The following is a 17,553-nucleotide window of genomic DNA, read 5'->3' as shown; positions in this document are numbered from 1 at the left end:
AATTCGCATGACCCAATCTACGCTGACGACTTCGTCGACCGACGCCGCCACCGGTGCTGCGGCACCCGGCGCGTTGCAACGCTACGCACGCAGTGCCGCTCGCCGCCTTGCGCCGTGGGCCGTGCCTGTCGTGCTCGTCGCGCTCTGGCAACTTGCCGCAGAGCAGGGCTGGCTGTCGACGCGGGTGCTGCCCGCGCCGTCCGCCGTTGTGGAAGCCGCGTGGCAACTCGCGATCACGGGGCAGATCTGGCGCGACATCGGTGTGTCGACCGGGCGCGCCGTTATCGGTTTTCTCATCGGCGGCGGTCTCGGGCTGCTGCTGGGCATGCTGACGGGACTGTCGCGTGTGGCGGAAACGGCGCTCGACTCGTCGTTCCAGATGCTGCGCAACATCCCGCACCTGGCGCTGATTCCGCTGGTGATTCTGTGGTTCGGCATCGACGAGAAAGCGAAGCTGTTCCTCGTCTCCATCGGGGTGTTCTTTCCGATGTATCTCAATACGTATGCGGGCATTCGTGCCGTCGATCCGGCGCTGGTTGAGATGGCGCGCAGCTACGGTTTGCGCGGCTGGGCGCTGTATCGCGACGTGATTCTGCCTGGAGCGTTGCCGTCGATTCTGGTGGGCGTGCGCTTTTCGCTCGGCCTGATGTGGGTGACGCTGATCGTGGCGGAAACCATCTCGGCGCAATCGGGCATCGGCTATCTGACGATGAACGCTCGCGAGTTCCTGCAAACGGACATCGTGCTCGTGGGGATTCTGCTGTACGCGCTGCTGGGCAAGCTGGCCGACGTGCTGGCCAAGGAGCTGGAATTTCGCTGGTTGCGCTGGCATCCGGCCTTTCAACGAGGAGCCGCCGCATGAGCGCACAACAACTGGCACCGGTCGCGGGTGCAGACATCGAAGCCGAATGGACGGCCGAGCAGTGCGCCACCGGCAATACACACCGACTCTCGCTCGATCCGCAGGTCGATCCGTTCGGCACGCGCTTGCCGCTCGGGGCGAACGTGGCTGCGCAGCGTGGCGCGGTGGGGACGAATCTTAAAGTAGTGCATCCGGCGAGTGACGCGCAAGCATTAGCGGACGCTACTTCCGGCGGGTTGCGTGTCGACGCCGTTGGTAAGCGCTACGGCGCACGTTCGGTGCTGTCGGACTTCTCGCTGACGATTCCGCGCGGTGGATTTGCGGCCATCGTGGGGCGTAGCGGTTGCGGCAAATCCACGCTGCTGCGTCTGATCGCCGGTCTGGAGACGCCTGACGCCGGGCGCATCACGCTCGACGGGCACGCGCTGGGCGATGCCTCAGGCAAGGTGGCCACGCGCATCATGTTCCAGGACGCGCGTCTGCTGCCGTGGCGCACCGTGCTGGAGAACGTCGCCATCGGTTTGCCGAAGTCTTCGCATGCGAAGGCACTCGACGTACTGCGCGAAGTGGGGCTGGCCGAGCGCGCCGACGACTGGCCGAGTCAACTCTCCGGCGGTCAGCGTCAGCGGGTGGCGCTGGCGCGTGCGCTGGTGCATCAGCCCGATCTGTTGCTGCTCGATGAGCCGCTCGGTGCGCTCGACGCGCTCACTCGCATCGAAATGCATGCGCTGATCGAGCGCCTGTGGCGCGCACACGGATTCACGGCGCTGCTCGTCACGCACGACGTGCAGGAGGCGGTAGCGCTGGCCGATCGTGTCGTGCTCATCGAACAGGGGCAACTGGGGCTCGATCAGACGGTGTCGCTGGCACGTCCGCGAGCGCGCGGCAGTGCCGAATTTGCGGGACTCGAAGCACAGGTGCTGGCGCGTGTGCTGCAAACCGAGGTCGCGCCGTCGTCGCATGTGCCGGTCGGCGAGCCGTTGTGGCCCGCGGCCGCGGTGCGGTGGGCCATCTAACCGCATCTCAACGCGCTTCACAACTCGCTTCATAACTCGCTTCGCAACGCATTTCTGACCGATTACCCGGTCACATCTTTTCGAACACAGGAGTTCATCATGGGTATCACCGCCATCAACGTGCGCAACCAGTTCAAGGGCCGTATTCGCGAGATTCTGCGCGGCCCGGTGCTTTCGGAAGTGGACGTCGAGACGCCGAGCGGCATCGTCACGTCGGTCATCACCACGCGCTCGATCGACGAACTGCGTCTGGATATCGGTTCCGAGGTCGTGGCACTGGTCAAGGCCACCGAGGTATCGCTCGCGAAGCTTTGACGGGCTGTCCGTCCCGCTTTTCCTGTGGAGTGGGCCTGCATCGGGTGCGCGCGGGGGCGACGTCCGATGCAGGTTGCAGGAAATTCCGAGTCCCGTCTCGGACTGTGCCGCGAATGCACGCACTCGGCTGATATAATGACGGCTTCCAAATGTTGGCGACCCGCCTGCGCGAATCCCTCCGCTGCGGGCGTTTTTGTTTGTCGCCGACGCGATGCATCGAAGCCAAACCATGACCACTGTCCGCACCCGCTTTGCGCCTAGCCCGACCGGTTTCATCCATCTGGGCAACATCCGTTCCGCTCTCTATCCGTGGGCCTTCGCGCGTCACAACAACGGCGCGTTCGTGTTGCGCATCGAAGACACCGACCTTGAGCGCTCCTCGCAGCAGGCCGTGGACGTCATTCTGGAAGGCATGGAATGGCTCGGCCTCGATTACGACGAAGGTCCGTTCTATCAGATGCAGCGCATGGATCGCTATCGTGAAGTGCTGGAGCAACTGAAGGCGGGCGGTCACGTCTATCCGTGCTACATGAGCATGGAAGAACTCGACGAACTGCGTGAGCAGCAACGCGTGCGTGGTGAGAAGCCGCGTTACGACGGCCGCTGGCGTCCGGAGCCGGGCAAGGTATTGCCCGAGCCGCCGGCCGGTGTGCAGCCGGTGCTGCGCTTCAAGAACCCGCTGACCGGCAGCGTCGTGTGGGAAGACGCGGTCAAGGGCCGCATCGAAATCTCGAACGAAGAACTCGACGATCTGGTGATCGCGCGCCCCGACGGCACCCCGACGTATAACTTCTGCGTGGTCGTCGACGACATCGACATGGACATCACGCACGTGATTCGTGGCGACGACCACGTGAACAACACGCCGCGTCAGATCAACATCTTCGAAGCGCTGGGCAAGAAGTGGCCTGTGTATGCGCACTTGCCCACGGTGCTCAACGACCAGGGCGAGAAGATGTCGAAGCGCAACGGTGCGATGAGCGTCGTGCAGTACCGCGAAGAAGGCTACCTGCCGGAAGCCGTGGTGAACTATCTGGCGCGTCTGGGCTGGGCGCACGGCGACGCGGAAGTGTTCTCGCGCGAGCAGTTCGTGGCGTGGTTCGATCTGGAACATCTTGGCAAGTCGCCCGCACAGCACAACCCGGAAAAGCTTCTGTGGCTGAACAACCAGTACCTGAAGCAGGCGGACAACGACCGTCTGGCCGGGCTGACCGAGCCGTTCCTGCAAAAGGCGGGCGTGTCGATCGAGGGTGGCCCGTCGCTGGCCGGTGTCGTCGGTTTGTTCAAGGATCGCGCCAACACGATCAAGGACATCGCAGCGAGCGCCGAGATGTTCTACCGCGCACCCGCTCCGTCGGCTGAAGACATGACGCAACATATGACCGATGCCGCACGCGCTGCCGTGAAAGATCTGGCGGCTGCGTTGGCCGCGCTGACCGAATGGAAGAAAGAAGCCATTTCACCGGCGTTCAAGGCGACGCTCGCGCAGCACGGCATGAAGATGCCGCAACTCGCGATGCCGGTGCGTCTGCTTGTCGTGGGCACCACGCACACGCCAGCCATCGACGCCGTGCTCGAACTGCTGGGCCGCGACGCCGTGCTGGCGCGTCTGGCCGCCTGACCGATTCGACGTCAACGCAAGAGATTCCGGCGCAGCTACGGCGGCGCCGGAAACAAAAAACCCCGAGATGCGTGAGCATCGCCGGGGTTTTTTACTGGAGACGCCGCGAGTGCTGCGTCCCTGATACTTTGCAGGTGCTTACGCCTGCGAGCTACCTTCCACCGAGACGGAGAGCGTCCCCGACTTAGCTGACGGGGCCGGGCGCTTCGTGAGCGAATAACCCTCGAGCAGCTTGACCATCTGTGCGTAGATCTTCGGGTTGCCTGCGAGGATTTCGCCCTCGAACAGGAAGTCCGATTCGCCCGTGTAGTTGCCGACCAGACCACCGGCTTCGGTGATCAGCAGGCTGCCTGCGGCCATGTCCCACGGGTTCAGGCCTTGCTCGAAGAAACCGTCCATGCGGCCAGCGGCGACGTTGGCCAGATCCAGCGCGGCGGCGCCCGGGCGACGGATGCCGGCGCAATGCTCGGTCATCGTGCCGAACATCTTCAGGTAGTTTTCCACGCCTTGCAGATCACGGAACGGGAATCCCGTGCCGATCAGACCGTCGGCCAGACGATCGCGGCGCGAGACGCGAATACGCTTGCCGTCGAGGAACGCACCGCGACCGCGCGAGGCGGTGAACAGTTCGTTGCGAGTCGGATCGTAGATCACGGCTTGCGAGACGACACCCTTGTGCGCGAGGGCAATCGACGTGCAGTAGTAGGGCAGGCCGTGGATGAAGTTGGTGGTGCCGTCGAGCGGATCGATGATCCACTGGAATTCCGAGTCGGAATTGCCGTGCTCTTCGCCCGATTCTTCGGCGAGGATGGCGTGGTCGGGATAGGCTTCGAGGAGGACGCTGATGATCGCTTGCTCTGCCGCTTTGTCCACTTCCGTCACGAAGTCGTTGTGCTGCTTCTTGCTGACCTTGACGGTATCGATATCGAGGGAGGCTCGGCTGATGATGGTGCCGGCGCGGCGCGCGGCCTTCACCGCGATATTGAGCATGGGATGCTGCATGACAGATTCCTGTTAAGGCCATCGCTGGCGTAACGCGCGACCCCCATTGGGCCGGTCGGCAAGCGTGGCAGACAAAGCGAACAAATTGAGCAAGAGCGATGCCCCGACAAGCGCCGCGCACTATGTGGCGGCTCGTTTGCAGGGGCGAAAACGCGTATTTTAGCAAAAATGCGGCAGGTGCGCTTCGGAACCTGCGTGTTCTGACCCTTTTTGCCGTTTTTACCGTATCCGATGCGTCGTCGGCAGCGCTGTCGGTGGGTGTTCGCTGGACATTTCGGCGGCGTTACCGTCCGGCGTTGGCCCGCCGTAGCGCCGAATCAGGCAAAATAGCGCCGTTATGCGCCGTCGCAGGTTCCAGCGCTGCGCTGTCGCTTCCGCGCTTGCTCCCGTTCCCGATTTCGATTCCCGTCCATCTCCGTCTCATGTCCCAGTCTGCTGCGTCCGCTCCCCATTCCCCGTTGCCGTTGTTCGATCAGGTGCGTTTCGTCCTCAACGAGACGAGTCATCCCGGCAACGTCGGCTCGGCCGCGCGTGCAATCAAGACAATGGGGTTTGGCCGACTGGTGCTTGCCGCGCCGCGTGCGGGGGCAGACGTGCTGCGCGACCCTGAAGCGATTGCGCTTGCAAGCGGTGCCGACGACGTGCTCGCCAACACGCTGATCGTGCCCGATCTCGTCACTGCTTTGCAGGGCGTGAGCTGGGCTGTGGCGCTCTCTGCGCGCTCACGTGAGTACGGGCCCCCGAACGCCGAGCCGCGCGAGAGTGCGGCCATCGCTGTGCAACACGCGGGGCAGGCAGAGGCCGTGGCGTTCGTGTTCGGCAGCGAGCGCACCGGTTTGTCGAATGCAGACGTGGACCGGTGCAACGCGCTCGTGCACATTCCCGCGAACCCGGTCTATAGCTCGCTCAACCTTTCGCAGGCCGTGCAATTGATCGCCTGGGAAATGCGCATGGCGTGCCTGGCGCAGGCGCGTGGTGACGCGCCACAGGTCGTGACGGTGGCGACACCGGTCACCGATGCCGCTTCGCATGATGCGCTGGCGACACGCGACGACGTCGAAGGCATGCTCACGCATCTGGAGCGCGCGCTCGTGGAGCTCGATTTTCTCGACCCGGACAATCCCAAGAAGTTGATGACGCGATTGCGGCGTCTCTTCGCGAAGAGCCATCTGGAGCGCGAGGAGGTCAACATCCTGCGGGGCATCTCGAAGCACATTCTGGAACGCAAAGTGCGACGCTGATTGCTGCAAATATCGCGAAAACGCCCTACAATCGGCAGTCATATGCTTATACGCCTTTCGCGGATATGAATCGTTTGCGCCAGCGTTGCGCCGCCTCTCTGCCTTACCACGTCCACTGTTGTTAGCCCTGCGCTGACCTGCGTGACGCATTGCCTCGTCGGCGTGTGTCACCGCTTCGCAATGCGCACCCGCCGCGCCCGCCACGGCCGCCGCACTGCACATCGCCGCATTCCTTCACTTCCGGCATTACCCGCTAATACGCGACGATCCGTCCCCAAGACGGCCGGACGCCGCACGACAGGACCGAACTCAGGCTTATGTTCACTCGTCTTCGCGAAGATATCGCCGCCATCCGGCAAAAAGACCCCGCTGCCCGTAGCAACTGGGAAGTCTTCACTTGCTATCCCGGCCTGCATGCCGTGATGTTGCACCGGGTGGCTCACCGCTGCTGGACGTCGGGTTTCAAATGGAGCGGACGTTACATCTCGCAATACGCTCGCTTTCTGACCGGCATCGAGATTCATCCGGGCGCGACGCTTGGCCGACGCGTCTTCATCGATCACGGCATGGGCGTGGTGATCGGGGAGACGGCGGTGATCGGCGACGACTGCACGATCTATCAGGGCGTGACGCTCGGGGGCACGTCGCTCGCGCGCGGCGCAAAGCGTCATCCGACACTGGAGGCGGGGGTGATCGTCGGGGCGGGGGCGAAGGTGCTCGGCGGCTTTACGGTGGGTGCGGGCGCCAAGATCGGCTCGAACGCGGTCGTCGTCAAGCCGGTCCCGGCGGGTGGCACGGCGGTGGGCAACCCGGCGCGCGTCGTGCGTCCCGGTGCGTCGCGCGAAGGCGCAAAGGTTGGCGAGGGCGAGTGTAAGCCGAACCAGCCGAACCAGCCGAATAAGCCGGAAACACCGGAGTTCTCGGCCTACGGCATTACGCCCAACGCGGATGACCCGGTCTCGCTCGCGATTCACGGTCTGATCGAGAACGCCACGGACCAGTCGCACAAAATCGACGTCATGGTGGCGGCGCTCAACCAACTCGGCGCGCATCTCGAAGCGCTTGGCGCAAGCAAGATCGACACCGCAGAACTGCGCAAGCTCGGCAAGGAAATTCAGGACATGTGACGTAGTGGGGCGTTTCGTCGTCACGGATTCAAGCAAAAACGGCTCGTTTGGCAACGAGCCGTTTTTACATCGCAATGCCTATGTCGCTGAGGGTGCAAGGTCGACGGCACGTAAGCCGTGCATGTCCCATTGCAGATAGCCGCCACGTGGCGGGTCCACATCGAACTCCCAGTCGGGCAGGACCCAACGTACGCGTCGCCCGTCGACGTGACGCGCCGGACGATGCGTGTGGCCGTGCACCAGCGTACGCTCGCCGGCGGCGTCGAGCAGCGCCGCGATGGCATTGGCGTTGGCATCCGCGTAGGCCATTCGATGTGCACCCTTGGCGGCGCTGCGTCGGCGGATGCGATCTGCAATCCCCATGCGCACGCGTAGCGGCAACGTCAGGAAAAAGGCTTTGCCGAGCGGTGAATGCGCGACGCGGCGAAAGCGCTGATAGCCCACGTCGTCGGTGCACAACTGGTCGCCGTGGCTGAGCACGAGCGCCTGACCGAGAAACGAGAATACGCAGGGATCGTCGAGCATGACCGCGCCCGCCGCCCGCGCGAAGCGCTTGCCGAGCAGGAAGTCGCGATTGCCGCGCATCACCGCGATGGGCACGCCGCTGGCGGAGAGTTCGGCCATCGCAGCCGTCATGCGGCGTGCGAATACGCCGAGCGGTTCGCTGGCAGGCGTGGCCGACGTGGGCGCATGTTCGGTGTCGCGGTCAGCGTCGAGCATATCGTCGCCGATCCAGTATTCGAACAGATCGCCGAGGATGAAAAGGATGGACGCTTCGCGCGCAGGACCGCGCAGGAAGTCTTCGAAGACTTGCACCGTCTGCGGCAGAGCCGGCGAGAGGTGAAGATCGGAAATGAAAAGCGCGGGCCCGTCGCCCCGTGGTGTCACGGGGCATTGCGGGCACCGCGCAGTCGATACTGGCATCGAGTGTCGCAGTTCGCGTGAGGGCGCTTACGCGACGATCACGGCCTTCTCGATCACGACGTCTTCAACCGGCACGTCCTGGTGGAAGCCCTTCGAACCGGTCTTCACGCCCTTGATGGCGTCGACCACTTCCTGGCCTTCGACGACCTTGCCGAACACGGCGTAACCCCAGCCTTGCGGCGTGGGCGAGCTGTGGTTCAGGAAGTCGTTGTCGTTCACGTTGATGAAGAACTGGGCCGTAGCCGAGTGCGGATCGTTCGTGCGGGCCATGGCCAGCGTGTATTTGTCGTTCTTCAGGCCGTTGTTGGCTTCGTTCTCGATGGTCGCTTCGGTCGGCTTTTGCTTCATGCCGACTTCGAAACCACCACCCTGGACCATGAAGCCGTTGATGACGCGGTGGAACACCGTGCCGTCGTAGAAACCGTTCTTGACGTAGTTCAGGAAGTTCTCGACCGTCTTCGGTGCCTTGGCTGCGTCGAGTTCGATGCGAATGACGCCGTGATTGGTGTGCAGTTCAACCATGATGCTTTCCTTCTAATGAAATGATCCCGGCGGGCCGGAGGATTTTCAGCGTTTGACGACGCTGGCCGATTCGATCACGACCGTCGTGGCGGGCACGTCGGAATACATGCCCTTGCGGGTCGTGGCCACACCCTTGATCTTCTCGACGGTGTCCATGCCGGACACCACCTTGCCGAATACCGTATAGCCGAAGCCATCCGGGTTGGGGTAATCCAGTGACGCATTATCCTTCACATTGATAAAGAATTGCGCGGTCGCGGAGTTCGGATCGGAGGTGCGGGCCATGGCGATGGTGCCGATGGTGTTCTTCAGGCCGTTCTTCGATTCGCTGGGAATCGCGGCGCGCGTGGGCTTCTGGTCCATGTTCGGCGTAAAACCGCCGCCCTGAATCATGAAGCCGTTGATCACGCGATGGAAGATCGTGCCGTTGTAGAAGCCATCGTTGACGTACTGAAGGAAGTTCTCGACCGTCTTCGGTGCTGCCTTCGGATTGACTTCGACCACGAAATTGCCGAGCGACGTCTTGAATTGCACCTGCGGCTGCGCGTTCTGCGCAAAGGCGGGCAGGCTTGCGCCCGTCAGGGCTGCGGCCGCCGCCACGGTGGCAACGCCGCCGAGCATGGCGCGACGCAGGCGATTCGGAAAGGACATGCGTGTCTCCCTGTATCGATGAGAAGGGGGAAGGTGGAACGGAGTTCGAGTCGCAGCCGCAGGCTTAGTTGCCCGACTTGCCGATGTTTTTCACGGCGGCGTCCTCACTGGGCTTTTGCGGCGTCGGCGTCTGGCTGACAGGCGTGGCGCGTTGCGGGCTCAGCATATTGGACAGCAGCTTTTCGCGGTTCGACACGCGAGCCGTCGGCGCGAGCTTCAGAGATTTCTGATAAGCCTGCTGCGCGAGCTTGGCGTAGATGTCGCCCAGATTCGAATACGCGACCGCGAAGTTCGGGTTGTTGCGAATCGCGCTCTCGAGTGCGGCACGTGCCTTGTCGTACTCGCCGGCCTGCGCGTAGAGCGCGGCCAGGTTGTTGAACGGCTCGGGCAGTTCCGGGAAGTCCTGTGTGAGCGCCGTAAAGGCGTCGATGGCCTCCGCATTGCGGCCCATTTCCATCAGCACACGACCGCGCGTGAAGCGCACCTGCGCATCGCGCGGGTACTGCTTCAGATGCTCGTCGATTTTGGTCAGGGCTTCGTTGAACTTGCCCGCTTCGACCAGCTTGTTGATGGCCGATTCGCTCGCTTGTTGCGGCGTTTGCAGCGGGGCGGGCGGGGGCGGATCGGTGATGGCCTGCGCGCCGGCGGGCAGCGCGAACAGCGCGCTGGCCACGCCGAGTGTCGCGGCCGCGAGCGTGAGTGCGCGTGCACGGCGCGTGACAGCGGCGAGCGGGCGCACATGGGAAAGAAGGCGCGAAGGAACGTGCGTCAGGGGAGACAAAAGTGACCGGCTTCGTTGCGTCATAGTGGGTGCTTGGGATACCTGAGAGGTGCGCAAGAGATGCTATACTCGGCCGCATTCTAACAAAACACCTGCGCCCGGCCCGCGCCATTTCTCGATGTGGCGGTGGAGGCGGTTCGCAGGTTCGTTTTTTCTACCGCACGGCGCGCAGCCCGCCTCGCGATATCGTTCTCGTTTCAAACGGGGATATCGTCGCAGCGTCCAGCGCTGTTGCCGCCCGGTCAAGCGCATATCTATGGATTCACTCCGTGTCTACAACTCGCTCGCGCGAGAAAAACAGTCGTTCGCACCCCTCGTTCCCGGCGAAGTTCGCATGTATGTCTGTGGGATGACGGTGTACGACTACTGTCACATTGGTCATGCGCGCGTGATGGTGGTGTTCGACATGGTGCAGCGCTGGTTGCGCACGCTCGGCTATCGTGTGACGTACGTGCGCAACATCACCGATATCGACGACAAGATCATCAAGCGCGCGGTCGAAAACGGCGAGACGATGCGTGAGCTGACCACGCGCTTCATTGCTGCGATGCACGAAGACGCCGATGCACTCGGCGTTCAGCGTCCCGACCATGAGCCGCGTGCGACCGACTTCATTCCGCAGATGGTCGATATGATCGGCACGTTGCAACGCAACGGCTACGCCTATCAGGCCGAAGATGGCGACGTGAACTATGCCGTGCGCAAGTTCTCGACGTACGGCCAGTTGTCGGGCAAGTCCATCGAAGACCTGCGCGCAGGTGAGCGCGTGGCGGCTAATGCGGCGAAGCAGGATCCGCTCGATTTCGTGCTGTGGAAGCGCGCGAAGGACACCGAGCCGGAAGAGTCGAAGTGGGCGTCGCCGTGGGGCGCCGGCCGTCCGGGCTGGCACATCGAGTGCTCGGCCATGAGCTGCCAGTTGCTCGGCAACCATTTCGACATTCACGGTGGCGGCGCGGATCTGCAATTCCCGCATCACGAGAACGAGATCGCGCAGAGCGAAGGGGCGACGGGCGAGACGTTCGTCAATTACTGGATGCACAACGGCTTCGTGCGCGTGGACAACGAGAAGATGTCCAAGTCGCTCGGCAACTTCTTCACCATTCGTGAAGTGCTGGCGAAGTTCGACGCGGAAGTTGTGCGCTTCTTCATCTTGCGCGCCCAATATCGCAGCCCGCTCAACTACAGCGATGCCCATCTGGACGATGCGCGTGGTGGTCTGACGCGTCTGTACACGGCGCTCAAGGATGCTGCGGGCGACGGTGCGCCGCTGGACTGGAGCGAGCCGTTCGCGCAGCGATTTGCCGCCGCGATGAACGACGATTTCAACACGCCGGTCGCCATTTCGGTGTTGTTCGAGCTGGCCGGTGAAATCAATAAGCAGCGCGATCCTGTGCTGGTGCGTCAACTGAAGGGATTGGCGGCGACGCTGGGCCTGCTCGGCCGCGAGCCGCAGTCGTTCCTGCAAGGGGCGACGGGCGATGATGAGGCGGGCGACGGTGATGCGCTGCGTGCGTCGGTCGAGGCGCGTATCGAAGCGCGTGCTCAGGCCAAGCGTGATCGTAATTTTGCGGAAGCCGATCGCATTCGTGCCGAATTGCTGGCCGAGGGGATCGTGCTGGAAGACCGTCCCGGAGGCGCCACCGAATGGCGTCGTGCCTGAGCGCGACGCATCGAGGCAAAACACTCATGGTGACTCGTAAATCCGTAGCCGCGAAGGTCGCAGCCGGGACCCCGGCGGCGAAGCGTTCGGCAAAAGGTGCGACGACGGCGAAGCCGGTGTCGGCACCGGTCGACGGCGCGCGCCGCAGTCCGCTGAAGTCTACCGCGACGCGAACGGCGACCGTCAAGCCCGCCATCAAGCCGACCGGCAAGACAGCGGCGGGCAAGACCGCGAAGGCGCCTGCGAAGTCGTCCGGCGTGGGCGCAGCCCGCAAGGCTTCGGTGTCGAAGGCCGGGAAGGTTGCGAAGGTCGATAAGGTCGATAAGGTCGAAAAAGTTGAGAAGGCCGGGCCGGTCGTCGCAAAGAAGGCGGTTTCGAAGACGCCTGTGAAGACGCCGCGCAAGACCTCCGCGAAACCGGATGCGAAACCGGACGCGTCCAGTGCGGCCACCACGCGCCGCGTTATCGCCAAGCGCGACGGCGAGACGCGCATCGTCACGCCGGAGATCGCGCGTCTCGACCATGAGGTGGTCGAGCAGGCGGTGACGGGCGTTGTGCCCTTGCCGGTTGCGCCGGGCGCAACGCGTCCCGACTTCTGGGATCAGGCGTGTGCCGATCTCATGAAGCGTGACCGGATTCTCAAGAAACTGATTCCTCAGTTTGGCCCGGCGCATCTGACCGGGCGCGGCGAGCCGTTCGTCACACTCGCGCGCTCGATCGTCGGTCAGCAGATTTCCGTGAAGGCGGCGCAGGCCGTGTGGGATCGCGTCGTGGCGATCTGCCCGAAGCTGTCGCCGTCGCAGTTCATCAAGGCGGGGCACGACGCGCTCGCCGGCTGTGGGCTGTCGCGTCGCAAGGCTGAGTACATTCTCGATCTGGCGACGCATTTCAAGTCGGGCGCGCTGCACGTGGATGCGTGGGCCACCATGGACGACGAGGCGGTCATTGCCGAGCTGACCGGCATTCGCGGCATCGGCCGGTGGACGGCAGAGATGTTCCTGATGTTCAACCTGATGCGTCCCGACGTTCTGCCGCTCGACGATGTCGGGCTGATCAACGCCATCAGCGTCAACTATTTCAGCGGCGAGCCTGTCACGCGAAGCGAAGCACGCGAAGTCGCTGCCAACTGGGAGCCCTGGCGCTCCGTCGCCACGTGGTACATGTGGCGGAGTCTCGAACCGGTGCCGGTCGAATACTGATCGATGCCGATCATTTACGGTTTCTATAGGCTCGAGGACGTATAATCCGCGTCCATTCCGTCCCATCCAGTCATTTTTGATGGCTATTGCGGATCGAGAGGCGATGAAAGTTGCCTATCTCATCCGGGTAGACGTTACCGGCGGTACAATACGCTGCCGCATTTCCGGGGAAACCTGATGAAGAACACCTTTTTGGATTTTGAACAGCCGATCGCCGAACTCGACGCGAAGATTGAAGAGTTGCGCTTCGTGCAAGACGATTCAGCCGTCGATATTTCCGAAGAGATCGAGCGCCTCTCCAAGAAGAGCCAGCAGCTCACCAAGGACATTTACGCAAACCTGTCGCCGTGGCAGGTTTCGCAGATCGCACGCCATCCGCAGCGTCCTTACACGCTCGATTACATCCGCGACATCTTCACCGATTTTCATGAGCTTCATGGCGACCGTGCTTTCTCGGACGATCACGCCATTGTGGGCGGCATGGCACGCTTTAATGGCCAGGCCTGTATGGTCATCGGTCATCAGAAGGGGCGTGACACCAAAGAGCGCGCGATGCGCAACTTCGGTATGCCGCGTCCGGAAGGCTATCGCAAGGCCTTGCGTCTGATGAAGATGGCCGAGAAATTCGGCCTTCCGCTCTTCACGTTCATCGACACGCCGGGCGCCTATCCGGGTATCGATGCCGAAGAGCGTGGGCAGTCTGAAGCCATCGGTCACAACCTGTACGCGATGACCGAACTCAAAACGCCGATCATCACCACGATCATCGGTGAGGGTGGTTCGGGCGGCGCGTTGGCCGTGGCCGTCGCCGATACGGTCATGATGTTGCAGTTCTCGACGTATTCGGTGATTTCGCCGGAAGGTTGTGCGTCGATTCTGTGGAAGAGCGCAGCGAAGGCCCCTGAGGCCGCCGAGGCGCTGGGCCTGACGGCACATCGTCTGAAGGCGCTGGGTCTGATCGACAAGATCGTCAACGAGCCGCTGGGTGGCGCGCAACGCGATCCGCTCGGCATGGCCGGTATGCTCAAGCGCGCACTGGCCGACTCGCTGCGCCAGTTCCAGGGCATGAGCCACAAGGAGCTGCTGGAGCGTCGTTTCGAGCGCCTGATGAGCTATGGCAAATTCAAGGAAGCCGGCGCGAAGTAAAGCGCATGCCGATGCGTCGTCGCTCGTCGTGGCGATGACGCCGAATCCGATGCCTCATCACGATTCCTCTGCTGCCGCGTTCGCATCTGCACGATGTGACGCGGCAGTTGCACATGTAGACGTCGCTTTACGTCTGGCATTAACGGCGCACGTCCTGCCCCGTTGCGATTCCCCCGCATCGCCCACGCCACGTCTCGCGCTCGCGCTGAGTGGCGGCCTCGATTCCATGGTGCTGCTCGATGCGCTGGCGCATTGGGTGCAAAAGCGCCGCGAAGCCGGGGCGCCGGGCGCGCCGATGCCACAGCCGCTGGCCATCCACATTCATCACGGACTTTCGAAGCATGCTGACGACTGGCTTGCTGTGTGCGAGCGCGAGGCTCGCCTGCGCGGGTTCGCCTTCGAAGCGCGACGCGTGAGTGTGCCGGGCGATGCGCGACAAGGCATCGAAGGCGCGGCGCGTGCGGCGCGCTACGAAGCGTTGGCGTCGACCTGTCTGGCGCATGACGTCGGCTGGCTGCTGACAGCGCATCACGCCAACGACCAGGCCGAGACCGTGCTATTGCAGATGTTGCGCGGTGCCGGGTTGCCGGGCGTGGCCGCGATGGCGGTGGAAGGTTCGCTGCCAGTCGTCGGGCATCGCTCGGATCGTGTGCGTTTGTTGCGACCGTTGCTCGACGTGTCGCGTGAGACGGTGCGCGCGTACGCCAAGGCGCGATCGCTGACGTGGGTCGAAGATCCGTCCAACGAAGACCGTCACTATTTGCGCAATGCGCTGCGTCACGACGTGATGCCTGCGATTGCTTCGCACGTACCTGCTTATCGCGAGACATTGGCACGATTTGCGCGTCATGCTGCGCAGGCGCAGACATTGCTCGATCAGTTGGCGCAGCTCGATTTCGAGAAGGCGCGTGCGCCGACTGTGGGCGACGACGAGCGTTTGCGGCGAACGCAGTTGCAGGGCCTCGACGCTGCACGTCTGGCTAACCTGCTGCGTTACTGGACGGCACGTCGCGGCCTGGCGACGCCACCGGAAGCGCGTCTTGATGAGTGGGTGCGTCAGATTCGCGATGCGCAGGCGGAGGCGTCGCTCGAATTGCCGCATGGCGAAGCGGTGCTGCGCTTATATCGCGATGAATTGCAATGGACTGCAATCTACGAGGTGGCGGATCCGGATGATGTCGCGTCCGACGTCGTACTACGCTGGACGGGCGAGCGAGCGTGGCATTTGCCGCAGTGGAAGGGCAGCATCGTTTTCACGCCGGTGGGCGACGATGAAGAGACGTCGGGCAGCATCGACGAACACGTCTTGCGCGCATCTGCGTTGGTGGCAAAGGCGAGGGCGGGTGGCGAGCGCTGGCGAGAGCATGCGCAAGGGCATTCGCGGTCGCTGAAGCATTGGTATCAGAGTCGGGGTGTTGCGGCGTGGTTGAGAAACGTGCCGATCGTGTGGCAGGCGGGGGCGATCGTCTTTGTCCCGAGGCTGGGTGTCGACGGCGCAGCGCAGCGGGACGAGGGTGGCGCGCGATGGGCGATGCGGTGGCGCGACGAGGCATAGCACCGCCGACTAAAACTTCCGCGAAATTCAGCATAACCTGCTGCCAGATGCGGCTTTGTGGGTTCATCACAGCGCAATGTGCGTCAAACCGACGCCAACGCGATACATTCGTGCGATAATCAAAAGTTCCGCGAATCAAAACGTCACCGATACCCATGAAGGGGTATCCGCGCTGGATTCATAAACGGTTTTAAATCAATGTGTTAGCAATGTTATGGCTCTGATCGTACACAAATACGGCGGCACGTCGATGGGCTCGGTGGAGCGCATCAAGAATGTCGCCAAGCGCGTGGCCAAGTGGCATAAGGCCGGTCACAAGATGGTGGTGGTGCCGTCGGCGATGTCCGGCGAGACCAATCGTCTGCTGGGCCTGGCCAAAGAGATTTCGGCCAATCCGGACCCGCGCGAACTCGACGCCATTGCCGCTACGGGCGAGCAAGTGAGCGTTGGCCTGCTGGCAATGGCCCTCAAAGAGGCTGGTGTCGATGCCGTGAGCTACGCCGGCTGGCAAGTACCGATCAAGACCGACAGCGCTTTCACCAAAGCTCGCATTTCGGAAATCGACGACAAGCGCGTCATGGCCGATCTCAATGCTGGCCGCGTGGTCGTCATTACCGGTTTCCAGGGGATCGATCCGAACGGCAACGTGACCACGCTCGGTCGCGGTGGCTCGGACACCTCGGCCGTTGCGGTCGCTGCTGCGCTCAAGGCCGATGAGTGCCTGATCTACACCGACGTCGATGGCGTGTACACGACGGACCCGCGTGTGGTCGACGAGGCTCGCCGCCTCGACAAGGTGACCTTCGAAGAGATGCTGGAAATGGCCAGCCTCGGTTCCAAGGTGCTGCAGATCCGCTCGGTGGAATTCGCCGGCAAGTACCAAGTCAAGACTCGCGTGTTGTCGAGCCTGACCGACCCGATGATCGCGCTCGACGAAGAAGCGCGCTCGGGCACGCTGATTACTTTTGAGGAAGACGAACAAATGGAAAAGGCCATCATCTCGGGTATCGCATTCCAGCGCGACGAGGCCAAGATCACCGTGCGTGGCGTGCCGGATCGCCCGGGCATTGCGTACCAGATTCTCGGCCCGATCGCCGACGCGAACATCGATGTCGACATGATCATCCAGAACCTGAGCGTCGAAGGGAAGACCGACTTCACGTTCACCGTGCCGCGCGGCGACTACCAGCGCGCTATGACGCTGCTGCAAAGTGACGTGCAAGGTCATATCGGTGCAGCCGAAGTCATCGGCGACCCGAAGGTGTCGAAGGTGTCGATCGTTGGTGTGGGCATGCGCTCGCACGTGGGTATCGCCAGCAAGGCGTTCCGCACGCTGTCGGAAGAAGGCATCAACATCCAGCTGATCTCCACGTCCGAGATCAAGATCTCGGTGCTGATCGACGAGAAGTACATGGAGCTCGCCGTGCGCGCGCTGCATAAGGCCTTCGAACTCGATCAGGCGTAAGTGACGGTTGTCGATCGAAGCGATGGCACGCCGTCGCTTCGGACGGCAAAAGGACGTGCCGCATGTGCGCGTGATGCATGCGGCGCGTAACGGAATTTTCGGGCAGCGATGCGGGAAAATTCCCGTGTACGTGTCGGGTGCATGACAGGTACGCAAAAAAAGTTGGGTTTCGATGCGGATAATGTTTGACGGCATCGAGAACAGCCGGTAGTATCACGGTCTCGTCGCATCACCTCCCTGGTGCGACGACAAGTTTGGGAGACGTGGCCGAGAGGTCGAAGGCACTCCCCTGCTAAGGGAGCATCTGGGCCAAAACCTGGATCGAGGGTTCGAATCCCTCCGTCTCCGCCAAGTCGCCTTGGCGGAACACCCCCGGCTCTTCGCGGAGAGCCGGGGGTTTTTTCTTTCCCGAGTTCGCGCGTTGGCGATACCTCGCGCGTCGATATCCTCTCTTCTTCGAGCGAGA

16 protein-coding genes and 1 tRNA gene are annotated in these 17,553 nt (G+C 62.7%); 12 read left to right on the top strand and 5 right to left on the bottom strand.

Going from position 1 to position 17,553, the window contains the following annotated elements; genetic code table 11:
- Positions 1–7 precede the first annotated feature (7 nt).
- From ssuC to gltX, 4 genes are all read left to right on the top strand, one after another.
- Entirely contained in the window at positions 8–862 is an 855-nt protein-coding gene (gene ssuC, locus NA29_RS14700; RefSeq protein WP_052252954.1) for an aliphatic sulfonate ABC transporter permease SsuC, read from the top strand.
- Positions 859–1,878 (top strand): ATP-binding cassette domain-containing protein, encoded by a 1,020-nt coding sequence (locus NA29_RS14695; protein WP_039399142.1) that lies wholly within the window; start codon positions 859–861, stop codon positions 1,876–1,878. Before ssuC ends, NA29_RS14695 begins: the two co-directional genes overlap by 4 nt.
- Positions 1,879–1,977: 99 nt before the next feature.
- On the top strand, positions 1,978–2,193 hold the full coding sequence (locus NA29_RS14690) for a TOBE domain-containing protein (RefSeq protein WP_039399140.1): 216 nt from the start codon (positions 1,978–1,980) through the stop codon (positions 2,191–2,193).
- A gap of 229 nt (positions 2,194–2,422) precedes the next feature.
- Entirely contained in the window at positions 2,423–3,814 is a 1,392-nt protein-coding gene (gene gltX / locus NA29_RS14685; protein WP_039403596.1) for a glutamate--tRNA ligase, read from the top strand.
- A 138-nt stretch (positions 3,815–3,952) separates the two neighbouring features.
- Here the strand turns inward: gltX and NA29_RS14680 are convergent, their stop codons facing one another.
- On the bottom strand, positions 3,953–4,816 hold the full coding sequence (locus NA29_RS14680) for an inositol monophosphatase family protein (protein ID WP_039399138.1): 864 nt from the start codon (positions 4,814–4,816) through the stop codon (positions 3,953–3,955).
- Between the two features lie 422 nt (positions 4,817–5,238).
- Here NA29_RS14680 and NA29_RS14675 point away from each other — a divergent pair, with 422 nt between their 5' ends.
- Together NA29_RS14675 and cysE are read left to right on the top strand one after the other, a co-directional pair.
- Positions 5,239–6,057, top strand: coding sequence for an RNA methyltransferase (locus tag NA29_RS14675; protein ID WP_052253270.1), 819 nt, complete (start codon positions 5,239–5,241; stop codon positions 6,055–6,057).
- A gap of 317 nt (positions 6,058–6,374) precedes the next feature.
- Positions 6,375–7,184, top strand: a complete 810-nt coding sequence (cysE, locus tag NA29_RS14670) for a serine O-acetyltransferase (protein WP_039399136.1) — start codon at positions 6,375–6,377, stop codon at positions 7,182–7,184.
- Between the two features lie 78 nt (positions 7,185–7,262).
- Here cysE and NA29_RS14665 read toward each other — a convergent pair whose 3' ends face one another.
- The 4 genes from NA29_RS14665 to NA29_RS14650 all read right to left on the bottom strand — a co-directional run bounded on the left by NA29_RS14665 (position 7,263) and on the right by NA29_RS14650 (position 10,062).
- The gene (locus NA29_RS14665) at positions 7,263–8,000 is read right to left on the bottom strand and encodes a UDP-2,3-diacylglucosamine diphosphatase (protein WP_231965071.1); all 738 of its coding nucleotides are present in this window, start codon (positions 7,998–8,000) and stop codon (positions 7,263–7,265) included.
- A gap of 135 nt (positions 8,001–8,135) precedes the next feature.
- The gene (locus NA29_RS14660) at positions 8,136–8,630 is read right to left on the bottom strand and encodes a peptidylprolyl isomerase (RefSeq protein WP_039399132.1); all 495 of its coding nucleotides are present in this window, start codon (positions 8,628–8,630) and stop codon (positions 8,136–8,138) included.
- A 45-nt stretch (positions 8,631–8,675) separates the two neighbouring features.
- On the bottom strand, positions 8,676–9,281 hold the full coding sequence (locus tag NA29_RS14655; RefSeq protein ID WP_371328937.1) for a peptidylprolyl isomerase: 606 nt from the start codon (positions 9,279–9,281) through the stop codon (positions 8,676–8,678).
- A 64-nt stretch (positions 9,282–9,345) separates the two neighbouring features.
- On the bottom strand, positions 9,346–10,062 hold the full coding sequence (locus NA29_RS14650; RefSeq protein WP_224786832.1) for a tetratricopeptide repeat protein: 717 nt from the start codon (positions 10,060–10,062) through the stop codon (positions 9,346–9,348).
- Between the two features lie 256 nt (positions 10,063–10,318).
- Here NA29_RS14650 and cysS point away from each other — a divergent pair, with 256 nt between their 5' ends.
- The 6 genes from cysS to NA29_RS14620 all read left to right on the top strand — a co-directional run bounded on the left by cysS (position 10,319) and on the right by NA29_RS14620 (position 17,438).
- Positions 10,319–11,722 carry a cysteine--tRNA ligase gene (gene cysS / locus NA29_RS14645; RefSeq protein WP_039399129.1) on the top strand — a complete coding sequence of 468 codons (1,404 nt, stop codon included), beginning with the start codon at positions 10,319–10,321 and terminating at the stop codon, positions 11,720–11,722.
- 26 nt (positions 11,723–11,748) lie between these two features.
- On the top strand, positions 11,749–12,921 hold the full coding sequence (locus tag NA29_RS14640; RefSeq protein WP_084104237.1) for an endonuclease III domain-containing protein: 1,173 nt from the start codon (positions 11,749–11,751) through the stop codon (positions 12,919–12,921).
- Between the two features lie 177 nt (positions 12,922–13,098).
- Positions 13,099–14,067 (top strand): acetyl-CoA carboxylase carboxyltransferase subunit alpha, encoded by a 969-nt coding sequence (locus NA29_RS14635; protein WP_039399128.1) that lies wholly within the window; start codon positions 13,099–13,101, stop codon positions 14,065–14,067.
- 226 nt (positions 14,068–14,293) lie between these two features.
- Positions 14,294–15,622, top strand: coding sequence for a tRNA lysidine(34) synthetase TilS (gene tilS / locus NA29_RS14630; RefSeq protein WP_052252952.1), 1,329 nt, complete (start codon positions 14,294–14,296; stop codon positions 15,620–15,622).
- Positions 15,623–15,836: 214 nt separating this feature from the next.
- Positions 15,837–17,087 (top strand): aspartate kinase, encoded by a 1,251-nt coding sequence (locus NA29_RS14625; protein WP_039399126.1) that lies wholly within the window; start codon positions 15,837–15,839, stop codon positions 17,085–17,087.
- Positions 17,088–17,344: 257 nt separating this feature from the next.
- Positions 17,345–17,438: transfer RNA gene (locus NA29_RS14620), tRNA-Ser, on the top strand.
- Positions 17,439–17,553 lie beyond the last annotated feature (115 nt).

The sequence above is a fragment of the Pandoraea sputorum genome, from assembly GCF_000814845.2.
GTDB lineage: Bacteria > Pseudomonadota > Gammaproteobacteria > Burkholderiales > Burkholderiaceae > Pandoraea > Pandoraea sputorum.
The sequence above is the reverse complement of the archived record's forward strand: the minus strand, read 5'-3'. Positions and strand labels throughout refer to the sequence as shown.

What these genes read in the sequence shown, in the direction of transcription:
- ssuC (WP_052252954.1), top strand. Translation starts at nt 8, where the DNA reads ATGACCCAATCTACGCTGACGACTTCGTCGACCGACGCCGCCACCGGT.
- NA29_RS14695 (WP_039399142.1), top strand. Translation starts at nt 859, where the DNA reads ATGAGCGCACAACAACTGGCACCGGTCGCGGGTGCAGACATCGAAGCC.
- NA29_RS14690 (WP_039399140.1), top strand. Translation starts at nt 1,978, where the DNA reads ATGGGTATCACCGCCATCAACGTGCGCAACCAGTTCAAGGGCCGTATT.
- gltX (WP_039403596.1), top strand. Translation starts at nt 2,423, where the DNA reads ATGACCACTGTCCGCACCCGCTTTGCGCCTAGCCCGACCGGTTTCATC.
- NA29_RS14680 (WP_039399138.1), bottom strand. Translation starts at nt 4,816, where the DNA reads ATGCAGCATCCCATGCTCAATATCGCGGTGAAGGCCGCGCGCCGCGCC.
- NA29_RS14675 (WP_052253270.1), top strand. Translation starts at nt 5,239, where the DNA reads ATGTCCCAGTCTGCTGCGTCCGCTCCCCATTCCCCGTTGCCGTTGTTC.
- cysE (WP_039399136.1), top strand. Translation starts at nt 6,375, where the DNA reads ATGTTCACTCGTCTTCGCGAAGATATCGCCGCCATCCGGCAAAAAGAC.
- NA29_RS14660 (WP_039399132.1), bottom strand. Translation starts at nt 8,630, where the DNA reads ATGGTTGAACTGCACACCAATCACGGCGTCATTCGCATCGAACTCGAC.
- NA29_RS14655 (WP_371328937.1), bottom strand. Translation starts at nt 9,281, where the DNA reads ATGTCCTTTCCGAATCGCCTGCGTCGCGCCATGCTCGGCGGCGTTGCC.
- cysS (WP_039399129.1), top strand. Translation starts at nt 10,319, where the DNA reads ATGGATTCACTCCGTGTCTACAACTCGCTCGCGCGAGAAAAACAGTCG.
- NA29_RS14640 (WP_084104237.1), top strand. Translation starts at nt 11,749, where the DNA reads ATGGTGACTCGTAAATCCGTAGCCGCGAAGGTCGCAGCCGGGACCCCG.
- NA29_RS14635 (WP_039399128.1), top strand. Translation starts at nt 13,099, where the DNA reads ATGAAGAACACCTTTTTGGATTTTGAACAGCCGATCGCCGAACTCGAC.
- tilS (WP_052252952.1), top strand. Translation starts at nt 14,294, where the DNA reads ATGGTGCTGCTCGATGCGCTGGCGCATTGGGTGCAAAAGCGCCGCGAA.
- NA29_RS14625 (WP_039399126.1), top strand. Translation starts at nt 15,837, where the DNA reads ATGGCTCTGATCGTACACAAATACGGCGGCACGTCGATGGGCTCGGTG.